The sequence below is a fragment of the Sphingomonas degradans genome, assembly GCF_053502645.1.
Map to the genome: position 1 here is coordinate 4,247,789 of NZ_CP177172.1, position 15,847 is coordinate 4,263,635.

15 protein-coding genes and 3 pseudogenes are annotated in these 15,847 nt (G+C 62.8%); 8 read left to right on the top strand and 10 right to left on the bottom strand.

The window, feature by feature from the left end:
- The first annotated feature begins 1,101 nt into the window (after positions 1-1,101).
- From ACG3SL_RS19615 to ACG3SL_RS19625, 3 genes are all read left to right on the top strand, one after another.
- Complete coding sequence (locus tag ACG3SL_RS19615; RefSeq protein WP_448662829.1) at positions 1,102-2,010, top strand: ArdC family protein; 909 nt, start codon at positions 1,102-1,104, stop codon at positions 2,008-2,010.
- Entirely contained in the window at positions 2,007-2,231 is a 225-nt protein-coding gene (locus ACG3SL_RS19620) for a sigma factor-like helix-turn-helix DNA-binding protein (RefSeq protein WP_448662830.1), read from the top strand. The genes ACG3SL_RS19615 and ACG3SL_RS19620 overlap by 4 nt, the downstream gene beginning before the upstream one ends.
- Before the next feature lie 68 nt (positions 2,232-2,299).
- Positions 2,300-3,220 carry a HEPN domain-containing protein gene (locus tag ACG3SL_RS19625; RefSeq protein ID WP_448662831.1) on the top strand — a complete coding sequence of 307 codons (921 nt, stop codon included), beginning with the start codon at positions 2,300-2,302 and terminating at the stop codon, positions 3,218-3,220.
- A gap of 13 nt (positions 3,221-3,233) precedes the next feature.
- Here the strand turns inward: ACG3SL_RS19625 and ACG3SL_RS19630 are convergent, their stop codons facing one another.
- The 3 genes from ACG3SL_RS19630 to ACG3SL_RS19640 are packed head-to-tail and all read right to left on the bottom strand — an operon-like array spanning position 3,234 to position 3,962.
- Positions 3,234-3,389: a hypothetical protein gene (locus ACG3SL_RS19630; RefSeq protein ID WP_448662832.1), complete on the bottom strand. Its 156-nt coding sequence runs from the start codon at positions 3,387-3,389 to the stop codon at positions 3,234-3,236.
- An 8-nt stretch (positions 3,390-3,397) separates the two neighbouring features.
- Positions 3,398-3,622 carry a conjugal transfer protein TraD gene (locus tag ACG3SL_RS19635; RefSeq protein WP_448662833.1) on the bottom strand — a complete coding sequence of 75 codons (225 nt, stop codon included), beginning with the start codon at positions 3,620-3,622 and terminating at the stop codon, positions 3,398-3,400.
- A 16-nt stretch (positions 3,623-3,638) separates the two neighbouring features.
- Positions 3,639-3,962, bottom strand: coding sequence for a conjugal transfer protein TraD (locus ACG3SL_RS19640; RefSeq protein ID WP_448662834.1), 324 nt, complete (start codon positions 3,960-3,962; stop codon positions 3,639-3,641).
- Positions 3,963-4,133: 171 nt separating this feature from the next.
- On the opposite strand from ACG3SL_RS19640, the gene traA reads away from it, so the two are divergent.
- Genes traA through ACG3SL_RS19655 form a run of 3 tightly spaced genes read left to right on the top strand, consistent with a single transcriptional unit; the run spans position 4,134 to position 8,049 of the window.
- Positions 4,134-7,154, top strand: coding sequence for a Ti-type conjugative transfer relaxase TraA (gene traA, locus ACG3SL_RS19645; RefSeq protein ID WP_448662835.1), 3,021 nt, complete (start codon positions 4,134-4,136; stop codon positions 7,152-7,154).
- On the top strand, positions 7,151-7,864 hold the full coding sequence (locus ACG3SL_RS19650) for a DUF6118 family protein (protein ID WP_448662836.1): 714 nt from the start codon (positions 7,151-7,153) through the stop codon (positions 7,862-7,864). The genes traA and ACG3SL_RS19650 overlap by 4 nt, the downstream gene beginning before the upstream one ends.
- 41 nt (positions 7,865-7,905) lie before the next feature.
- Positions 7,906-8,049, top strand: a complete 144-nt coding sequence (locus tag ACG3SL_RS19655) for a DUF5818 domain-containing protein (protein WP_448665182.1) — start codon at positions 7,906-7,908, stop codon at positions 8,047-8,049.
- Positions 8,050-8,139: 90 nt separating this feature from the next.
- On the opposite strand, the gene ACG3SL_RS19660 is transcribed toward ACG3SL_RS19655, so the two are convergent.
- From ACG3SL_RS19660 to ACG3SL_RS19690, 7 genes and pseudogenes are all read right to left on the bottom strand, one after another.
- Complete coding sequence (locus tag ACG3SL_RS19660; RefSeq protein ID WP_448662837.1) at positions 8,140-8,469, bottom strand: hypothetical protein; 330 nt, start codon at positions 8,467-8,469, stop codon at positions 8,140-8,142.
- A gap of 9 nt (positions 8,470-8,478) precedes the next feature.
- On the bottom strand, positions 8,479-9,360 hold the full coding sequence (locus ACG3SL_RS19665; protein ID WP_448662838.1) for a hypothetical protein: 882 nt from the start codon (positions 9,358-9,360) through the stop codon (positions 8,479-8,481).
- Between the two features lie 388 nt (positions 9,361-9,748).
- A pseudogene (locus ACG3SL_RS19670) lies at positions 9,749-10,084 on the bottom strand (AAA family ATPase); the annotation flags it as partial.
- A 157-nt stretch (positions 10,085-10,241) separates the two neighbouring features.
- Positions 10,242-11,359 (bottom strand): IS3 family transposase gene (locus ACG3SL_RS19675; RefSeq protein WP_448662839.1). Its coding sequence is split into 2 segments (ribosomal slippage): positions 10,242-11,107 and positions 11,107-11,359, totalling 1,119 coding nucleotides; the frame shifts between segments, so codons are not numbered across the junction.
- Positions 11,360-11,434: 75 nt separating this feature from the next.
- Positions 11,435-12,507: pseudogene (locus ACG3SL_RS19680) on the bottom strand (IS3 family transposase); the annotation flags it as partial.
- Between the two features lie 62 nt (positions 12,508-12,569).
- Entirely contained in the window at positions 12,570-12,872 is a 303-nt protein-coding gene (locus ACG3SL_RS19685) for a PHP domain-containing protein (protein WP_448662840.1), read from the bottom strand.
- Between the two features lie 365 nt (positions 12,873-13,237).
- A pseudogene (locus ACG3SL_RS19690) lies at positions 13,238-14,019 on the bottom strand (IS5 family transposase).
- Between the two features lie 302 nt (positions 14,020-14,321).
- On the opposite strand from ACG3SL_RS19690, the gene ACG3SL_RS19695 reads away from it, so the two are divergent.
- Positions 14,322-14,918 (top strand): hypothetical protein, encoded by a 597-nt coding sequence (locus ACG3SL_RS19695; RefSeq protein ID WP_448662841.1) that lies wholly within the window; start codon positions 14,322-14,324, stop codon positions 14,916-14,918.
- 489 nt (positions 14,919-15,407) lie between these two features.
- Positions 15,408-15,824 carry a hypothetical protein gene (locus tag ACG3SL_RS19700; protein WP_448662842.1) on the top strand — a complete coding sequence of 139 codons (417 nt, stop codon included), beginning with the start codon at positions 15,408-15,410 and terminating at the stop codon, positions 15,822-15,824.
- The last annotated feature ends 23 nt before the right edge of the window (positions 15,825-15,847 follow it).

Genomic DNA, 15,847 nt, shown 5'->3' on the forward strand with positions numbered 1-15,847 from the left:
TTCCTTTCCATCGAGTTGCCGAGTTTTACAGAACTGCCGTCCTTCCCCCGGATGCAGCGGGGTTCGCGCCGGTCACCCGACCCTTATGCCGATGCTCCGTCCGCTTCGTGGCGGCTGTCCCGGCCGTTACGCCGGGCGTTCGAGTACTATGACGGCTCCGTCGCCATGCAGGTCCGGGCCAGCCGTCCTGTTTAGGCGATCCCGCAGTTGCGCGAGCGAGGAGTTGCGGTGCGTTTAGGTGCCCCGTTCGTTCCCGTGATCCCCTTACCGGGGCTGCGCCGCGTGCATTGGCAGTGATCCGCAAGGCCGTACTTCACACTGCACGCGAAGTGGCGTGTCATCCGCATTCACCACCGCTTACCTATTAACCGCAGGGAACTGGGATTCAGACAATCCAGTCTTCACCATGCGCACCTTGTCTGCGGGTCAACCATCAGGCTGCGGAGCCCGATTTCGATCCCTCACCGACATGCTATGGTCCCGTTCCCCTTTCGGGATTTCAGCCGGCTCGTCGCCGGCACCGGTAAGTCGGTCAGACAGAAGCTACGCCAATAAGCTTCGTTCGATAGAACACTCCTTTCTTCTCCGCGCCACAACGGCGCACGCCCATTCGGGTTGCGATCGCTGACGCGGGGACGGCGATGCCGTTCTGCGGAACGCGATATCTGATGGTCGTTCTCTGACGGACTGCTGCGCAGCCGCCAGGGTTCGCAGTGCTTCCTGTTTTCCGCGTGGCACACTCGATCCGGCCGGAAGGCGCGGCGGCGGCTGGCGCACAGTTGCGCGCGCACGCCGCCGCGACGGCCGACCGGATTCGAGAGTGCTGCTTTGATGGGCGCCTTGGGCGCCGGGCGCTGCGCTGATGGCTGCGGACGCCGCGCGGGCGCGGCGGAGTTTTTGCCTCCGGCACTCGAACTGGCGGGGGTGGGCGTCGCTACCCTCTAGTCCCGCCGTGGCGGGCCGCAACCCGCTGCGCGGGTCCTCCTCTTCGTTTCGGCCCTGCGAGTGCTGCCCGCCTCTATCGGCGAGACTGCCGGTCCGCTCCTGCCGCCCACCCCCGCCATTCCGGCGCCGGCTGCGATGGTTTGAGGAGTAAGGAGCATGACTGCCAGGACCGAGAACCGAGCGAGCCTCTATGCCGAAGTGACCGCCCGTGTGATTGCCGAGCTGGAAGAGGGGCGGTTGCCCTGGGTGCGGCCATGGGACGCGGCGGCGTGTCCGTGCACCATGCCGGCCAATGCCATGACCGGTCGGCGCTATTCGGGAATCAATGTGCTGATCCTGTGGTCGGCGGTGATCGAGGCGCAATATGCCTCGCAGCGCTGGCTGACCTACAAACAGGCGCAGGCAGCGGGCGGCAATGTCCGCAAGGGCGAGCGCGGCACGACCATCTGCTATGCGGATCGCTTCACACCCAAGGATGAGGCCGAGCGGGCGCGGGACGAGGATCGCGAGGCGCGGCAGCTGGCATTTCTCAAGCGCTTCACCGTGTTCAACATCGACCAGTGCGAGGGTTTGCCGGAGCGCTTCGTGCCGCAGATCGAAGCCAGGCCGGTGGAGGATGCCGACCGGATTCCGGCGGCGCATGCGCTGCTCGAAGCGAGCGGCGCAGACTTCCGGATCGGCGGTGGGGAAGCCTATTACAGCCCCGGCGCGGACTATGTGGCGGTGCCGCCGCAACAGGCATTCGGCGAGCCGATCAACTGGTATCGCACCGCGCTCCATGAGTTGGGGCACTGGACCGGGCACCGTTCGCGGCTCAATCGGGACCAGTCCGGCGCGTTCGGAAGTGGCCCTTATGCGCGCGAGGAACTGATTGCTGAGATGGCCAGCGCCTTTACCTGCGCGTCGCTGTCGATCCGCCCGACTGTGCGCCATGCCGACTATATCGGAAGCTGGCTGGCGGTGCTGCGCGAGGATGAAAAGGCGATTTTCCGGGCGGCCAGCGCTGCCAGCAAGGCGGCGGATTTCCTGCTTGGCTTTGTGCCTGCCGAGGAGGCGCTGTCATGATCCAGTGGCTGGAAATACGGCGGATACGCCGCACGTTTCGAGCGCTGCCGGAGCGGGATCGCGCGATCTTTGGATCGGTTCGGTTTGACGATCTAGACTATGTCGCAGCCGCTGCACTGCACGGCTGCAGCGTTGAGGAGGTGGAGCAGACCGTTGCGCGGGTGCTGATCGCTCTCGATCGCGGAACCAGGCGGCGGAGCCGCTGGCGGCGGGGTCGCTGAACGACACTCGCCGGGCTCTTGCCCGGCGAGGTTTTGCGCTTCCCGCAACGCCGGTTAGGAGTGGTTTCATGAAGACCGAGTTGGATCACCTCCCCGAACGGCAACAGCGCGAGCTGGCGCGCGTGCGCGAAATCTTGCTCGAGGAATTCGATAAGGCCATCGCCACCGCGACCAAGCCGCACAAGCGCGACGGCAAGGTCTACAAGATCATCCTGTTCGGCAGCTATGCGCGCGACGATTGGGTCGACGAGCCGGAGAATGGCTATCAGTCCGACTTCGATCTGCTGATCGTCGTCAGCCATGAGGACCTGACCGACATCGCAGATTACTGGTACATCGCTGAGGACCGGATCGCACGCGATCCGACCATCGCGCGTCCGGTCAATATCATCGTGCATTCGCTTAACGAGGTGAACACCGCGCTCAAGCGGGGCGAATATTTCTGGACCGATATCGCTCGCGATGGCGTCGCGATCTACGAGCTTCCATGTCATTCGCTGGCCACGCCGATGCCACTCAGCGCGTCCGACGCCTACAGGATGGCGGGCGAATACTATGATCGAAATGCGGCTATCGCGTCACATCGAATTGAGACGTTCGAGTTTCAGTTATCCCGAGCCACAGATTCTCAGACATGGCGCAACGAAGCTGCCTTCATGCTTCATCAAGCCACGGAAGCCCTCTACGCCTGTTTCTTGCTTGTGCGGACGCTCTATTTCCCGCGCTCGCACAACATCAAATTCTTGCGCTCTCTGGCCGAGGACAAGGAGCCCCGGCTTGTGAATGCATGGCCTCGCGCCACCAAACAGGATCGTGCGCGGTTCGAGCGGTTGAAACGGGCCTATGTCGAGGCCCGCTATTCGGCCAGCTATGCGATTACGGCCGAAGATCTGGAGACGCTCGCCACCTCGATTGCACGGCTTCGCGATATCGTCGCGGCAGTTAACGCCGAACGACTCGCCGAACTGAGGCAAGCCGCCGAAGCATAAAGGCGGCGTCTACTTACTTCTGCTCTTCCAGCACGCCGGCGATCATCGCGGCGAGCGCTTCCTCGGCGCGTTCGCGCGTGCCCGGTTCTTTGGATAGCATTTCCTGCCGTATCCATTCCGGTGTCCGCGCAAGGAGGGCGGCAATAGTGCCCGCAAGGTTCTCGGTCATGCCCGATGCTATGCGGCTGGCTCGGCATCCCCGGCAAGGGCAAAGGCCCGCTTGCCGCGTCGCGTCCAGAGCAGGCGCGCGTCATCGCCGCGTTCGCTGCGCAGCATGGCGGCTGCTTCGACTAGCAGGCCAAAGAATACCGCGCGATCGTCGTCGGTCAGTTCGATTAGCCCGGCTTTGGCAACCAGGCCGCCAAGTTCGATCAACTGGCGGGTGCGCTCGCGACGCTTCACGGCCCATGCCCGCTTGTCATTTCGCGCGATCTGAGCTTGGTGACGATGGCGCGCCGCCACCAGCCCCCGCAGCGTCGCGCGGTTGCTCGCCAGCGCCGTCGCCAGCGGTGCGTGCACGTTGAAAGAAGGCGGCGCCTCGCTTGCGCCAAACCTCCTTTGTCGCAGCGTCTTTGGACTCGGCGGCATGCAGCAATGCGCCGGCCAGCTGCTCGATCGGCAGCGCGTCGGCGCTGCTGGCCACCATCAACTCACCCAGTTGGCGCAGCTTCTGCTCGCGCGGCTGGCGGGCCTTGTCGTTGAGAGCCTTCAGCTCGGCATCATAATCACGGAGTTTGCGCATGGCTCGCCCCTCATTTGCACGATGAGGATCGACCAGTTATCGCTGCCTTCGATCAGCGACAACGCCCTGAAATCTCATGGGATTGCGCAGTCCCGAGAAAGATAAATTCTTTCGAGGGCGCGCTTATACGTCGTGCCGACGTCGCTTGTGTAGTGTAGATGGATTGCCACTATGGCGATCTATCACTTCACGGCCAAAGTCATTTCGCGCGCTGCTGGTTCGAGCGCGCTTGCGTCGGCTGCATATCGCTCGGCTTCGCGGCTGCACGACCAGCGGCTCGATCGGCATCATGATTTCTCGAACAAGACGGGCGTCGTCCACTCCGAAGTGCTGCTGCCGGAGGGGGCGCCGGAGCATCTGTCGGGCCGCGAGCGGCTGTGGAACGAAGTCGAGGCAGCCGAGAAGCGGATCGACGCGCAGCTGGCGCGCGAGATCGAGTTCGCGATTCCAAAGGAGATGACTAGGGAACAGGGGATCGCGCTCGCCCGCGACTTCGTGCGCGACGAGTTTGTGGACCGCGGCATGATCGCCGACCTCAATGTCCATTGGGATATTGGCGCCGATGGCGAACCCAAGCCGCATGCGCATGTGATGCTCACCATGCGCGAGGTTGGCGAGGACGGGTTCGGAAGTAAGAACCGCGACTGGAACCGCACCGACCTGCTCGAGAAGTGGCGCGAGCGCTGGAGCGGCCATGTCAACGAACGGCTCGCCCAGCTCGATATCGACGTCCGCATCGATCACCGTTCGTTGGAAGCGCAAGGGATCGACCTCGAGCCGCAGCACAAGATCGGCCCGGCGGCATCGCGGATGGCAGCGCAGGGGCTTGAGTCCGAGCGCGCCGCCGAGCATCTCGAGATCGCGCGCTCGAACGGCGAGAAGATCATCGCCCGTCCGGCACTCGCGCTCGATGCGATCACGCACACCCAGGCGACGTTCACCACCCGTGACCTCGCCCGGTTTGCGCACCGGCATAGCGAGGGGAAGGACCAGTTCGATTCGGTGATGGCGGCGGTGCGGGGATCGCCCGAACTGGTCGCGCTTGGCAGCGACGGGCGCGGCGAAGAGCGGTTCACTAGCCGGGAGATGATCGAGACCGAGCAGCGGCTCGCGCGAGAGACGCAGGCGCTGGCGGAACGCGAGCGGCACCGCGTCGGAGCGCGGAACCGCGAGCGCGCGCTTGAAGCTGCCGAGCGGCGCGGGATTCTGCTGTCGGGCGAACAGCGCGCGGCGTTCGAACATGTCACAGATGCCAGGGATCTCGGCATCGTCATCGGCTATGCTGGCACCGGCAAATCCGCGATGCTCGGCGTTGCGCGCGAGGCGTGGGAGCGCGCGGGCTATCAGGTCCAAGGGCTCGCGCTCTCCGGCATCGCCGCCGAGAATCTCGAGAGCGGATCGGGCATCGCATCGCGGACGATCGCGAGCATCGAACATCAATGGGGGCAGGGCAGGGAGCTGCTGACCGACAAGTCTGTCCTCGTCATCGATGAAGCGGGGCTAATCGGCTCGCGACAGATGGAGCGCGTGGTGGCAGAGGCCGAGAAGCGCGGCGCCAAGATCGTGCTGGTCGGCGATCCCGAACAGCTCCAGGCGATCGAAGCCGGGGCTGCATTCCGCGCCACCGCCGAGCGGCACGGCGGCGTTGAGATAACAGAGGTCCGCCGCCAGCGCGAAGACTGGCAGCGCGACGCCACCAGGCAACTGGCGACCGGCCGCACCGAAGAAGCGCTGGGCGTCTATGCCCGCGCCGGAATGCTCGTCGAGTCGGAGACCCGCGCGGAGGCGCGCGAGGCGCTGATCGAACGCTGGGATGGCGACCGGACCAGTGATCAGGCGCGCTCGTCGATCATCCTGTCGCATACCAACGAAGAATGCGATGAACTGAATGCGCTGGCCCGGGACCGGATGAAGCGTGGCGGGACGTTAGTCGCTGAAGTTGCTGTCAAAACCACGCGCGGCGAGCGCTTGTTTGGGCCTCAGGACCGCATCATGTTCCTGCGCAACGAACGCGAACTGGGCGTGAAGAATGGCTCCCTTGGCACCATCGAACAGGTTGATCGCGCCCGCATGGCAGTGCGGCTCGACGATGGTCGGCGGGTCGCGTTCGACGTCAAAGATTACGCCGACCTCACCCATGGCTATGCGGCCACGATCCACAAGGCGCAGGGGCTCACCGTCGATCGGGTGCATGTGCTGGCGACGCCTGGTCTGGATCGGCACGCTGCCTATGTCTCGCTGTCGCGGCACCGTGACGCGGTGCATCTCCATTATGGCCGTGACGACTTCGAGGGCGTCGAACGGCTTGCACGCACGCTGTCGCGCGACCGGGCAAAGGACAGCGCGCTTGATTACCAACAGAGCGCAACCCGCTTTGCCGAGCGGCGCGGGTTTGATCGGTCGCGCATTCTCGACGCGCTGGCTCGCGAACCGCTGGTCGATCGTAGCCATACGGCGCCCGAACCGCCGAAGCGTGGCAGGTTCGACGGGTTGCGGCTGCGGGTGCACGATGCCGAGCCGGCACGACCGCGCAGCCGGTTCGACGGTCTCAAGCTGTCGACTTCTCCGGAGCAAGCCCCAGGCGATCAGCAGTCCGCGCTCGGCTCGACGGTCCAGCGCTACGCCCGCGCCGTACAGGACATGGATCGCATGACCGGGCAGGGCCTCCCTGCACTCGAATATCAGAAGGCCGCCAAGCTTCAGGCAGCCCAGGCGCTCGACGCCGTCCAACCCAATAGCGCGCGCGACCTCGACGCGGCGTTCGCGCGCGAGCCCGGCCTGGTCGGCGAAGCAGCCAATGGCCGCACTGCCGGCGCTATCCGTCAGATGCAGCTGGAGGCGGAGGTGCGCACCAATCCCGAGCTTCGGGCCGACCGGTTCGTCCAGCGCTGGCAGCAGCTGCGCGCGGAGCGCGACAATCTCCCGGGATGGCAGGATCTTGATGCCCGCGGTGCAGTCGAAGGCCACATGCGCGCCCTGGCCAAGGGGCTCGAAGCCGACCCGGCGCTAGGCGCCGCGCTCAGCCGCCGTGGCGGCGAGCTGATCGGGCGGCAATGGTCGCTGGAATGGGCGCCCGGCAGCCATGATGGCGGCATCGGTTCTGCGCTCGCAGAGCAAGCGCGGACGCGGTCGATCGCCCAGCAACTGGCGCTCTCGATCGATCGCGGGCGGAATCTTGGGATCGGGCTATGACCGAAGAGACCATTGCCACGTCAGCAGGCGACATCGACGATCCGGAGGTCGCGTTCGCGACCATGAGCCGCAAGCTGGCCGGGTTGGCCGCCGCTGTGGAAGGGTTCGCGGCGCGACAGCAGGAACTGCATGCCCGCGACTACGGGCCGGATCTGGCCAAGATCCACGAGCGGTGGAACAAGGTCGTCGAGGCGTTCTACTTCCTCGCCGACAAGCCCGGTGTTGCGCTTACCCCCGCGACGATCGGTCAACAGATTGCCGAAGCCGGCGCGCAGGTAAGGGCTGTCGATCATCAGGCATGGGACCAGGCCAACCGAGAGCTGGGCGTCGCGATCCGGTCGCTTCAGGGCATGGTCGAGTCTGCGGCGACCGCCGAAAACCAGAAGCGTTGGATGATCGGCGTTGCCCTGGCAGCTTCGGTTCTGGGGCTCGCGCTGGGGGCGATCCTTCCGATGGCGGTCGCACGGTCGGTGCCTGAGAGCTGGCGCTGGCCGGAGCGCGCTGCTGCGCGAATGCTCGAGCGCACAGAATGGGATGCAGGCGTACATCTGCTCCGGGTGGCTGACCCGGCGCGGCTGCGCGCTTTGGACGACGCCGCGCGGCTTGTGCAGGACAATGCGAAGGCCGTGGCTGAATGTCGCAAGCGCGCCGCGCGATCCAGTGGCCGGATTAGGTGCCGAATCGAAGTAGGAACGCCGAAAGCCCGCTGAAGCCGTTCGACTGGATTGCGCCCCAGATTCGGTCATTCGAGATATCTTCGAGTGAACCAAAAAGCGGACGCTTATCCATCCGCGATGGCGCGACGTTCGTGCTACGTCGCGACCTCGGCGGTCGATACGAGCTTGAGCTTCGTCGCGTAACTGTCGATCACGTCGAGAAGCGCGTTCGCGTTTGAGGCGTTCTGGTTGCACAAGATCTTGTTGCGGACGGAATTACGCCCACCCTCGAGCATGATGAAGTTAGCAATAGAATTTGGTGCAAGATCTCAATCACCGAAATTATCATAAATATCTTCAGGCGGCGGTCCGCCTGCCACGAGGTACCATTGATCATCCTGGCGGCGGTAGAGCTGCCCGATGCCCCAGCCGATGTTCGGGCTGCTCTTGTAGGCGCACGACACGCAAAGATTGGCCCACATCGAGTCCGCAAAAGGTCGCGCTTTGCCGTCAATCATGTAGGTTTCGCCCTGCATCGGGCGTGAGCAGACGTCGCAATTTTCGATGGCACCAACCCATGTTGCGCTGTCCTCTGTAATTACGGGGTGTTCATCCAGACCGGCGAAATGGGCCGTGGCAGCAACATGATCGACACGCATGTCAATTCCTCAGGGCTGGGCAAGAAAGAGCGGGGACGCGTAGACCTTGTGCGCCTCATCATCGATGCGATTGATGCGAACAACCCCGCACAGCCGAGCATGGCCTGACTCCAACGTCACGCCTGCCGTGTTTGTTGTGATCCAGCGGGGATCGATCGCGCAAATGAGGCGCCAGCCGGCACAGTCACGGTAGATGACGCTCTGGTCCCTGGCCCAGGCCTGCTCAACAGCGCGCGATTTACCGATCGCGACCGTTCGAAAATTGGCCTCCTCGATGAAGCAATAGTCCCCCACGATCAGGTCATCGATCCGATCATCGGGAGCGATCTGCCGACCGTAAAGCTCTTCATTGTTGAAGATGTGCGTATAGTTGGCCATGACCCGCCCCGCACCAATGCCCAGGTCGGAGAAGCGCTGCGCCGTGCCTAGGTCTAGCTGCGGTGGCAGGATCGAGCTCGCGACGGCGTACAGGTCGGTGCGGATCAGGTTGAGATAAAGAATGTAGCGAAATCGCGGCTTCTCGATGGCATCCTGGCCAAGCCGCGCGTCTGCCCACGCATAATGCTCCTCGCGCATGCTCGTCAGGACCGCAGGAGTATATTGAAGTGGCTGCTGGTCGACCTCGCTGTGGCAGGTTTTGCAGAGCAGGATGATGTTACCGCGGTCATTGGGGTTAGCCGGCGCGCCAGGCGAGTCACCGCGTGGGCCGTCTGCCGAATAGGCGTAGATGTGCGCATCATCGGCGAGCCGTGCACGCTCGCCAAATTCATTTTCGACGAATACCCGCATCCGGCATTTGTTGCAGGATCCAGCCGATCGACCGATGATGAACCGGCGGTCGGCTTCCGGTAGCGCCGTCCTCTGCAAGCTCATGATTGTGCGCTCTTCCATGTCGACGCTTGGACGATTCGGACGGAATACGCGGGTCCGCGCCCTATGATAAGGCCTGAGCGGCAGCCTAAAGTCGCACAATCGAAACCGTACCGGACCAAAGTCGCGCTGTCCTCAATCTAGAGCCGACACGGACCGCTACGCCTTGCGGCAGAGGATTTGGCAGGTGCGCCGCCGCCTTACCTCCGGCGCAACGCGCGTCCGACTCTTAACGTCAAAGCGCCGCAGTTCGTTGCAGTGTTTAGGAGCGTTGCTTTCACGCACCGGATTCAGAGACGCGAACCAGATCTGGGGATCACATCTACCGACAGTCCGCTTCGCGCCCTATGGTCGGTAATCGAGCGGCATGGCTACGACTCCTAAAAGCCGCCTTTAGCTCGTTCTTCGACTAGCTCACAACGCCGTAAATCTTCGCGCGGCGCTTGAACGCCTCTTCCGATCCTTCGAGAATCGCGCAGGCGTTGCGACGAGTCTCAGGGTGGTCGATTGAACCGGTGGAAACGATCATACCCTTGTCATCCATGGCCTTCAGGACGATGATCTGCTCCGCGTCGCCGAGCACCGCAATGTTCGCATTGTGTGTGACAACGATCACCTGGCGCCGCTCCTTTGCGCGTCGCAGAACCGGCACGAGCGTTTGATAGATGAACTCGCTGTCGAGATGGTCTTCGGGCTGATCGATGATCAGCGGCTTGTTGGACTCGGCTGACAGCATGAGCGCAAGTGACGTGACCCCAGTCTTTCAACCAGCGGCAACCAGAGACCGACCGGTGTTGTCGCGCATGAGCGCAGGTGAAGCAACGGGCGGGGTTAACCCCGCCCGTTGCTGTTCGAGCCCGGCAGCTGAGCCGCTACCCGTTCTTGGACCACTCGGCTGGCGTTCATCCAGCATCTGCCGGCAGCGGCGGGCCATGTGCCGCTGACTGGTTCACCAGCGATATCGGCGTCTTGTTGCCGATGGCGCTATGCGGTCGCACCTCATTGTAGTCTCTGCGCCAAGCCTCGCATTTTCGGACCGCGTCGTCGAGGCTCATGAACCAGTGCTGGTTCAGGCACTCCGCTCGGAACTTGCCGTTGAACGACTCGATGAACGCATTGTCGGTCGGCTTGCCCGGTCGGCTGAAGTCGAGCACGACACCGCGGGTGTACGCCCACAGGTCGAGGTCGCGCGAGATGAACTCGCTGCCCTGATCAACGCGGATCGACGCCGGATAGCCCAGCTCCCCGCACACCCGCTCGAGCACCTCGACCACGTCGGGAGCCCGGAAGCTGAACCGCGGCACCACCGCCGGCGAGAACCGGCTGAACGTGTCGACCACCGTCAGGATGCGCAGCTTCGGCCCCGTCGCAAGCTGGTCATGGACGAAGTCCATGGCCCACACCTCATTCGAACAAGACGCCGCGCAGCGGCCTTCTCTTGGCTTCGCCTTCACCCGGCGTTTCGGCGGCTTGTGCCGCAGCTGCAAGCCCATCTCCTTGTAAAGCCGATAGATCCGCTTCGCGTTCACGTCCCAGCCTTCGCGCCGCAGCAGCACATGGATCCGGCGATAGCCGTACCGCACCCGCGTCTCGGCGATCTCCTTCATCCGCTTCTTCAGATCGGCCTGATCGGCGCGGCGTCCACGATAGTGGTACGTCGATCGCTCCGCCCGAAGCACACCGCATGCCCGCCTGATGCTGACCTGCCAGGTGCTCCGCACATCATCGACCAACTGCCGCCGCCGGTCAGGCCTCAGAGCTTTCGCGAGACGACATCCTGCAGCATCGCCTTGTCGAGGCTCAGATCAGCCACTAGCCGCTTGAGCTTAGCGTTCTCTTCCTCGAGCTGACGCAGCCGTCGCATCTCCGACGGCATCAGACCCGCGTACTTCTTGCGCCACGCATAGAAGGTCGCCTCGCTGATCCCCGTTTTGCGGCACACCTCGCCGACGCTCGTCCCATCCTCCGCCTGCTTCAACACGAACGCGATCTGCGCCTCCGAAAACTTCGACCTCTTCATCGCTCACTCCGCTTCCCTGGCCCTCCTCCATAACTGGAATTTTCCAGCTCAAAATGGTCCAAGAAACGGGCAGCAGGTCACAGCGAATGCGGCCGGGGTAGCGTAGCCGAGCGACGAGTGCGGCCGCTCGGTGTTGTAGTCGTCGACCCAGCGGGCCAGGATCGAGCGGGCTTGGCCAATGGTGAAGAACAGCGTCTCGTTGAGCAGCTCGTCGCGCATGCGACCGTTGAAGCTCTCGACGAACCCGTTCTGCGTCGGTTTGCCTGGCGCGATGTAATGCCACTCGATGCTGGCATCGGCGGACCAGGCGAGCACCGCATTGGAGGTCAGTTCGGTCCCGTTGTCGCTGACGATCATCTTCGGCCTGCCACGCTCGGCGATCAGATCGGCCAGTTCGCGCACGACCCGCCGGCCCGAAATTGACGTGTCGACTACCGCCCGGAGGCATTCGCGCGTCACGTCGTCGACGATGTTGAGCACACGGAACCGCCGCCCGGTGACAAGCTGGTCGTGGACGAAGTCGAGGCTCCAGCGCTGGTTGGGGAGCGCCAGCACCGGTGAAGGTGCCCGCGCGCCCGCGGCGCGCCTTCGTCCTTTCCGGCGCCTGACCGTCAGACCTTCCTCCCGGTAGAGCCGCTGGGTCTTCTTGCGGTTGATCGTGATGCCGTCCCGGCGCAGCAGGATGTGCAACCGTCGATAGCCGAACCGCCGACGCTGCTGTGCCAACTCGCACAGCCGCGACCGCAGGTCGCCATCATCTGCCCGGCACGAGCGATACCGCATGCTCGTGCGATCCGCTCCGACAACCGCGCATGCCCGCCGCTCGCTCATCCCCAGGGTCGCCTGGAGATGCGCGACCGCTTGCCGCTTCGCGGCGGGCGTCACCACTTTTTTGACAGCAGGTCTTTCAACCCCGCGTTGTCGAGCATCGTATCCGCGAGCAGCCGCTTGAGCCGGGCGTTCTCCTCCTCGAGTGACCGCAGGCGCTTTGCGTCGGACACCTCCAGGCCGCCGAACTTCGCCTTCCACGCGTAATAGGTCGCGCTCGACATCCCGTGCTTGCGGCACAACTCCGTCACCACTGCGCCCGCCTCGGCCTCCTTCAGGATACCGATGATCTGCTCTTCCGAGAATTGCTTCCGCTTCATTCCGTCCGTCCCTTTGAGGGGCCGGTCTCTAGTTCCACCTGGATGAAGAAACGGGGGTCACGTCAGGCCTCCAAGGTCGGGAGATAGCAGAGTACGTGCCCATGGGCGGTGGAGAGTTCGACGCCAGGTACGACCATCAGCGGGAGTGATTTCGCCGCGGCGATCGCGCGTTCTACTGCGGTGATCTCGTTGTGATCTGCTATGGCAATCAGGTCTAACCCCTCGCGATGAGCGGTCTCCACAATTGCTTCGGGCGTCGCCGTGGCATCCGAAACATCGTGAGATCCCACGACGCTATGAATGTGAAGGTCGCCTCGAAAGAACCGCGCTCCGCGGTCCAGCGTCTGAGCTACGACAATGTCCATCTGATACCCCCCGGGAAGAATAAACTCGAGGCGCTGTTTTGACCAGTACCGGCTAAAATCGCGACCTTACTTGCCACCGAGGAGCTATTTCCTAGAAGCTTCCGAGAGGAAGCGCGGGCCACTGCCTTCGATCTAAGACGGTGCCATCGCCGTTGATGTCAGGTGGACCATGATACTTATACGGCTAAGCCGAGTCGTCGAGACCGCTACCAGGGTAGTCGATGCACGCCCGTCACATGACCTAAATAATGATCGCAATCAGTTTGAAAGTTTACTGGGCAAACTTTTGGGGGGAGGCAGAGGTGAAGTCGCTAATTTCCGAATTCTCGTATGGCTTCGCGCTTACGCACGAACTCGTAATCGCCTTAGGTTCTGTTGACAAAGTTGGGCAACCACCGGCGGATGGCGGCGAGATTGAGGAAGCTGGCGAACGACAGTGCGGTCTTGTCGTATCGGGTAGCAATGCGGCGTTGATGCTTGAGGTATCCGAACATGCGCTCGATGCGGTTACGGTCTCGGTATCGACGGAAGTCGCAGGCGATGGTTTCGCGCCGGTTGGCCTTTGGCGGGATGATCGGCAGGATACCGTGCATCAACAGGTTCGCCCGAACCGCATCGCCGTCATAGCCTTTATCGGCCAGCAGTGCTTTGGGCTTGTTGGCCGGCAGCGCCATGAGGTCGTCGACTGCCCCGTAGTCCGACGCTTCACCGCCGGTCAGGATGAAGCCAAGAGGGCGTCCCTGATTGTCACAGCGGGCGTGGACTTTGCACGTAAAGCCGCCGCGTGATCGACCAAAAGCCTCCTTATGAGTCCCCCTTTAGCGCCCGCTGCCGAAACATGGCCGCGAACCGTGGTGCTGTCGATCATATGCTGCCAGTCGTCGGTCAGCCCGAACTCGACCAGCGTGGCCAGCATCGCATCCCAGACGCCTTGTTCGGCCCAGCGCCGGAACCGCACATAGACCGAGTTCCACTTGCCGTAGCGCTCGTGCATGTCGCGCCAGGGGCAGCCGACCCGCAGCACATGCAGCATGCCGTTCAGAAATCGCCGGTTGTCATGCGAGGGGCGCGCCTTTCGACCGCGCTCGGACGGCAGCAGACCTTCAAGCACCGCCCATTCTTCGTCCGTCAGATCGCCACGCGCCATTGCTGCTCCTCGCAAAGAGCAGCCTTGAATCAGAGATCAGGCCGTTTGGGAATCCACTTTGTCAACACAACCTAGGCAGCCTGTCCGCGGCTCCAATCTTTCCCTCGCTGATCGAGGAAGGGCGGACAGGCGGTGGCTATGACGTGAAACTCGAGGCCCCGGGTATTCCTCTCTTCCTTCAGTTCAAGCGCTCTGAGTGTCTACAAATGCGGAACGCTAGAGAGATACGCGCTGGTGCCCGGCTCAATGTGCCCTTCTATCGTTGCGAGATCACGGGGAAGCGAGATTCCCGGCAGCACGAGATGCTTATCGATCTCGACCAGGCCCCCAACCGGGTGTTCTACGCGGCGCCCATGTTTCATCAAAAGGATGAGTTCGATGCTGCTTTTCTGAGCGGCACCGTTCGCCAGCGCTCGTTTTTCGTGCGACCGCGTTTGATCGGATCTTTTTCCGACGACCGCCCGCACCATGTCTCGTTCGACGGCAGCAGGTGTATCGTAATGTCCGAGCCGACGGAGATTGAGGCGCTAGGCGCCGCCGATCTCGAATCCATGTTCGCGGCGCAACTCGCCGAGGACAAGCGGCCTCTCCGCGCAGTGGCCCAGGAGGCGCTAAACGAGGCGGAAGCGGCGCGAGACCGCTCGCGAGACCGTATCGATCGCATCGAACGCCGCACCGCGCGCGAAGACGGCTTCGAGCTTCGCAGCGTTGCAGCAGCCCCGGAGGCGATCTCCGCGGCGGAGGCCTTCAAGCGCAGGCAGGAAGCGAGAATTCCGGCAGTCAGCGATGCCACGCTACCTGTCGATCCCGACAAGCGCGTGTTACGTGAGCTCGCCGACATCGGACTGCGGGAATTCAATGCTCAGCTCTATGTGGTCCAGGTAAAGGGTGGGAACTGAGAATTCGAACGCAGCATCAACGTCAGTTCATCGCCTTCTGACGGCCTCGAACACTTTCAACGGAAAAATTCTCTGCAGCCGATACAGCCGTTCTGAATGTCGGCTATCCCAAGCTGGTCGCCCGAAAGCTGCCAGCCTGGTCTCGGCCCAAAAGTGGCCTTTCGTGTGGGAGGGTGAGGCCGAAGAATGCCCTCAACGGCAAGCAATCTACGATTGTTTCGTTGGGAACATCTCTTAAGATCTCTTGACATTATTTGGCGCAAACGGTAGTCAAATCTCTGGGCCAAAATCATGCTAAGCTGAATTGGCCATACTTCGTGTACTATATTGCTCTTATACAAGCACATTTAGTAACAATATTAAATACTTAGTTAACTTTTTTGCGTTCTCTTCTGGGCACCACTTCCCCCTAGGGGGAGGTAATCATTGGATTTCTGTAGCTTACGGCAGCCGGCGGCACATAAACTTGTCACAGAAGAGGCTCGCGACGTGTCGCGGAAATTCAACCAGATCCAGCGAAATGGGCGCTGGTCCTTCAACAAGGCGTTCCCCAAGGCGCTGTGGCCGGTCGTAGGTCGCGCGCCTTTCCGTCTTGCGCTGAATACGGACAGCCTGGAGCAGGCGCAGCGCCTCCGTGGTTTCGCCGAGCAGCGGTATTGGGCGGCCGTCGACGCGGCACGCAAGCGGCTGGGCGAAGTCGTTGCCCGCCCGCTCACCAGCATCGAAGCCGTTGCCGTCGTCTCCCGCTGGTTCCTTCAGCGGAACGAAGAGCTGGACCACTCCCATCTCCATGCGCCCACCCCACATGTAATCCTGGACGTGGTCAGAAAGGAGCTGACGTACAGCGAACGCGAGCGCCCGCGACTCCTAGCGGGGATCGACATTCGGGATTCCCAAATGGGCTGATCGCTGATTCATAGGCATCCGTG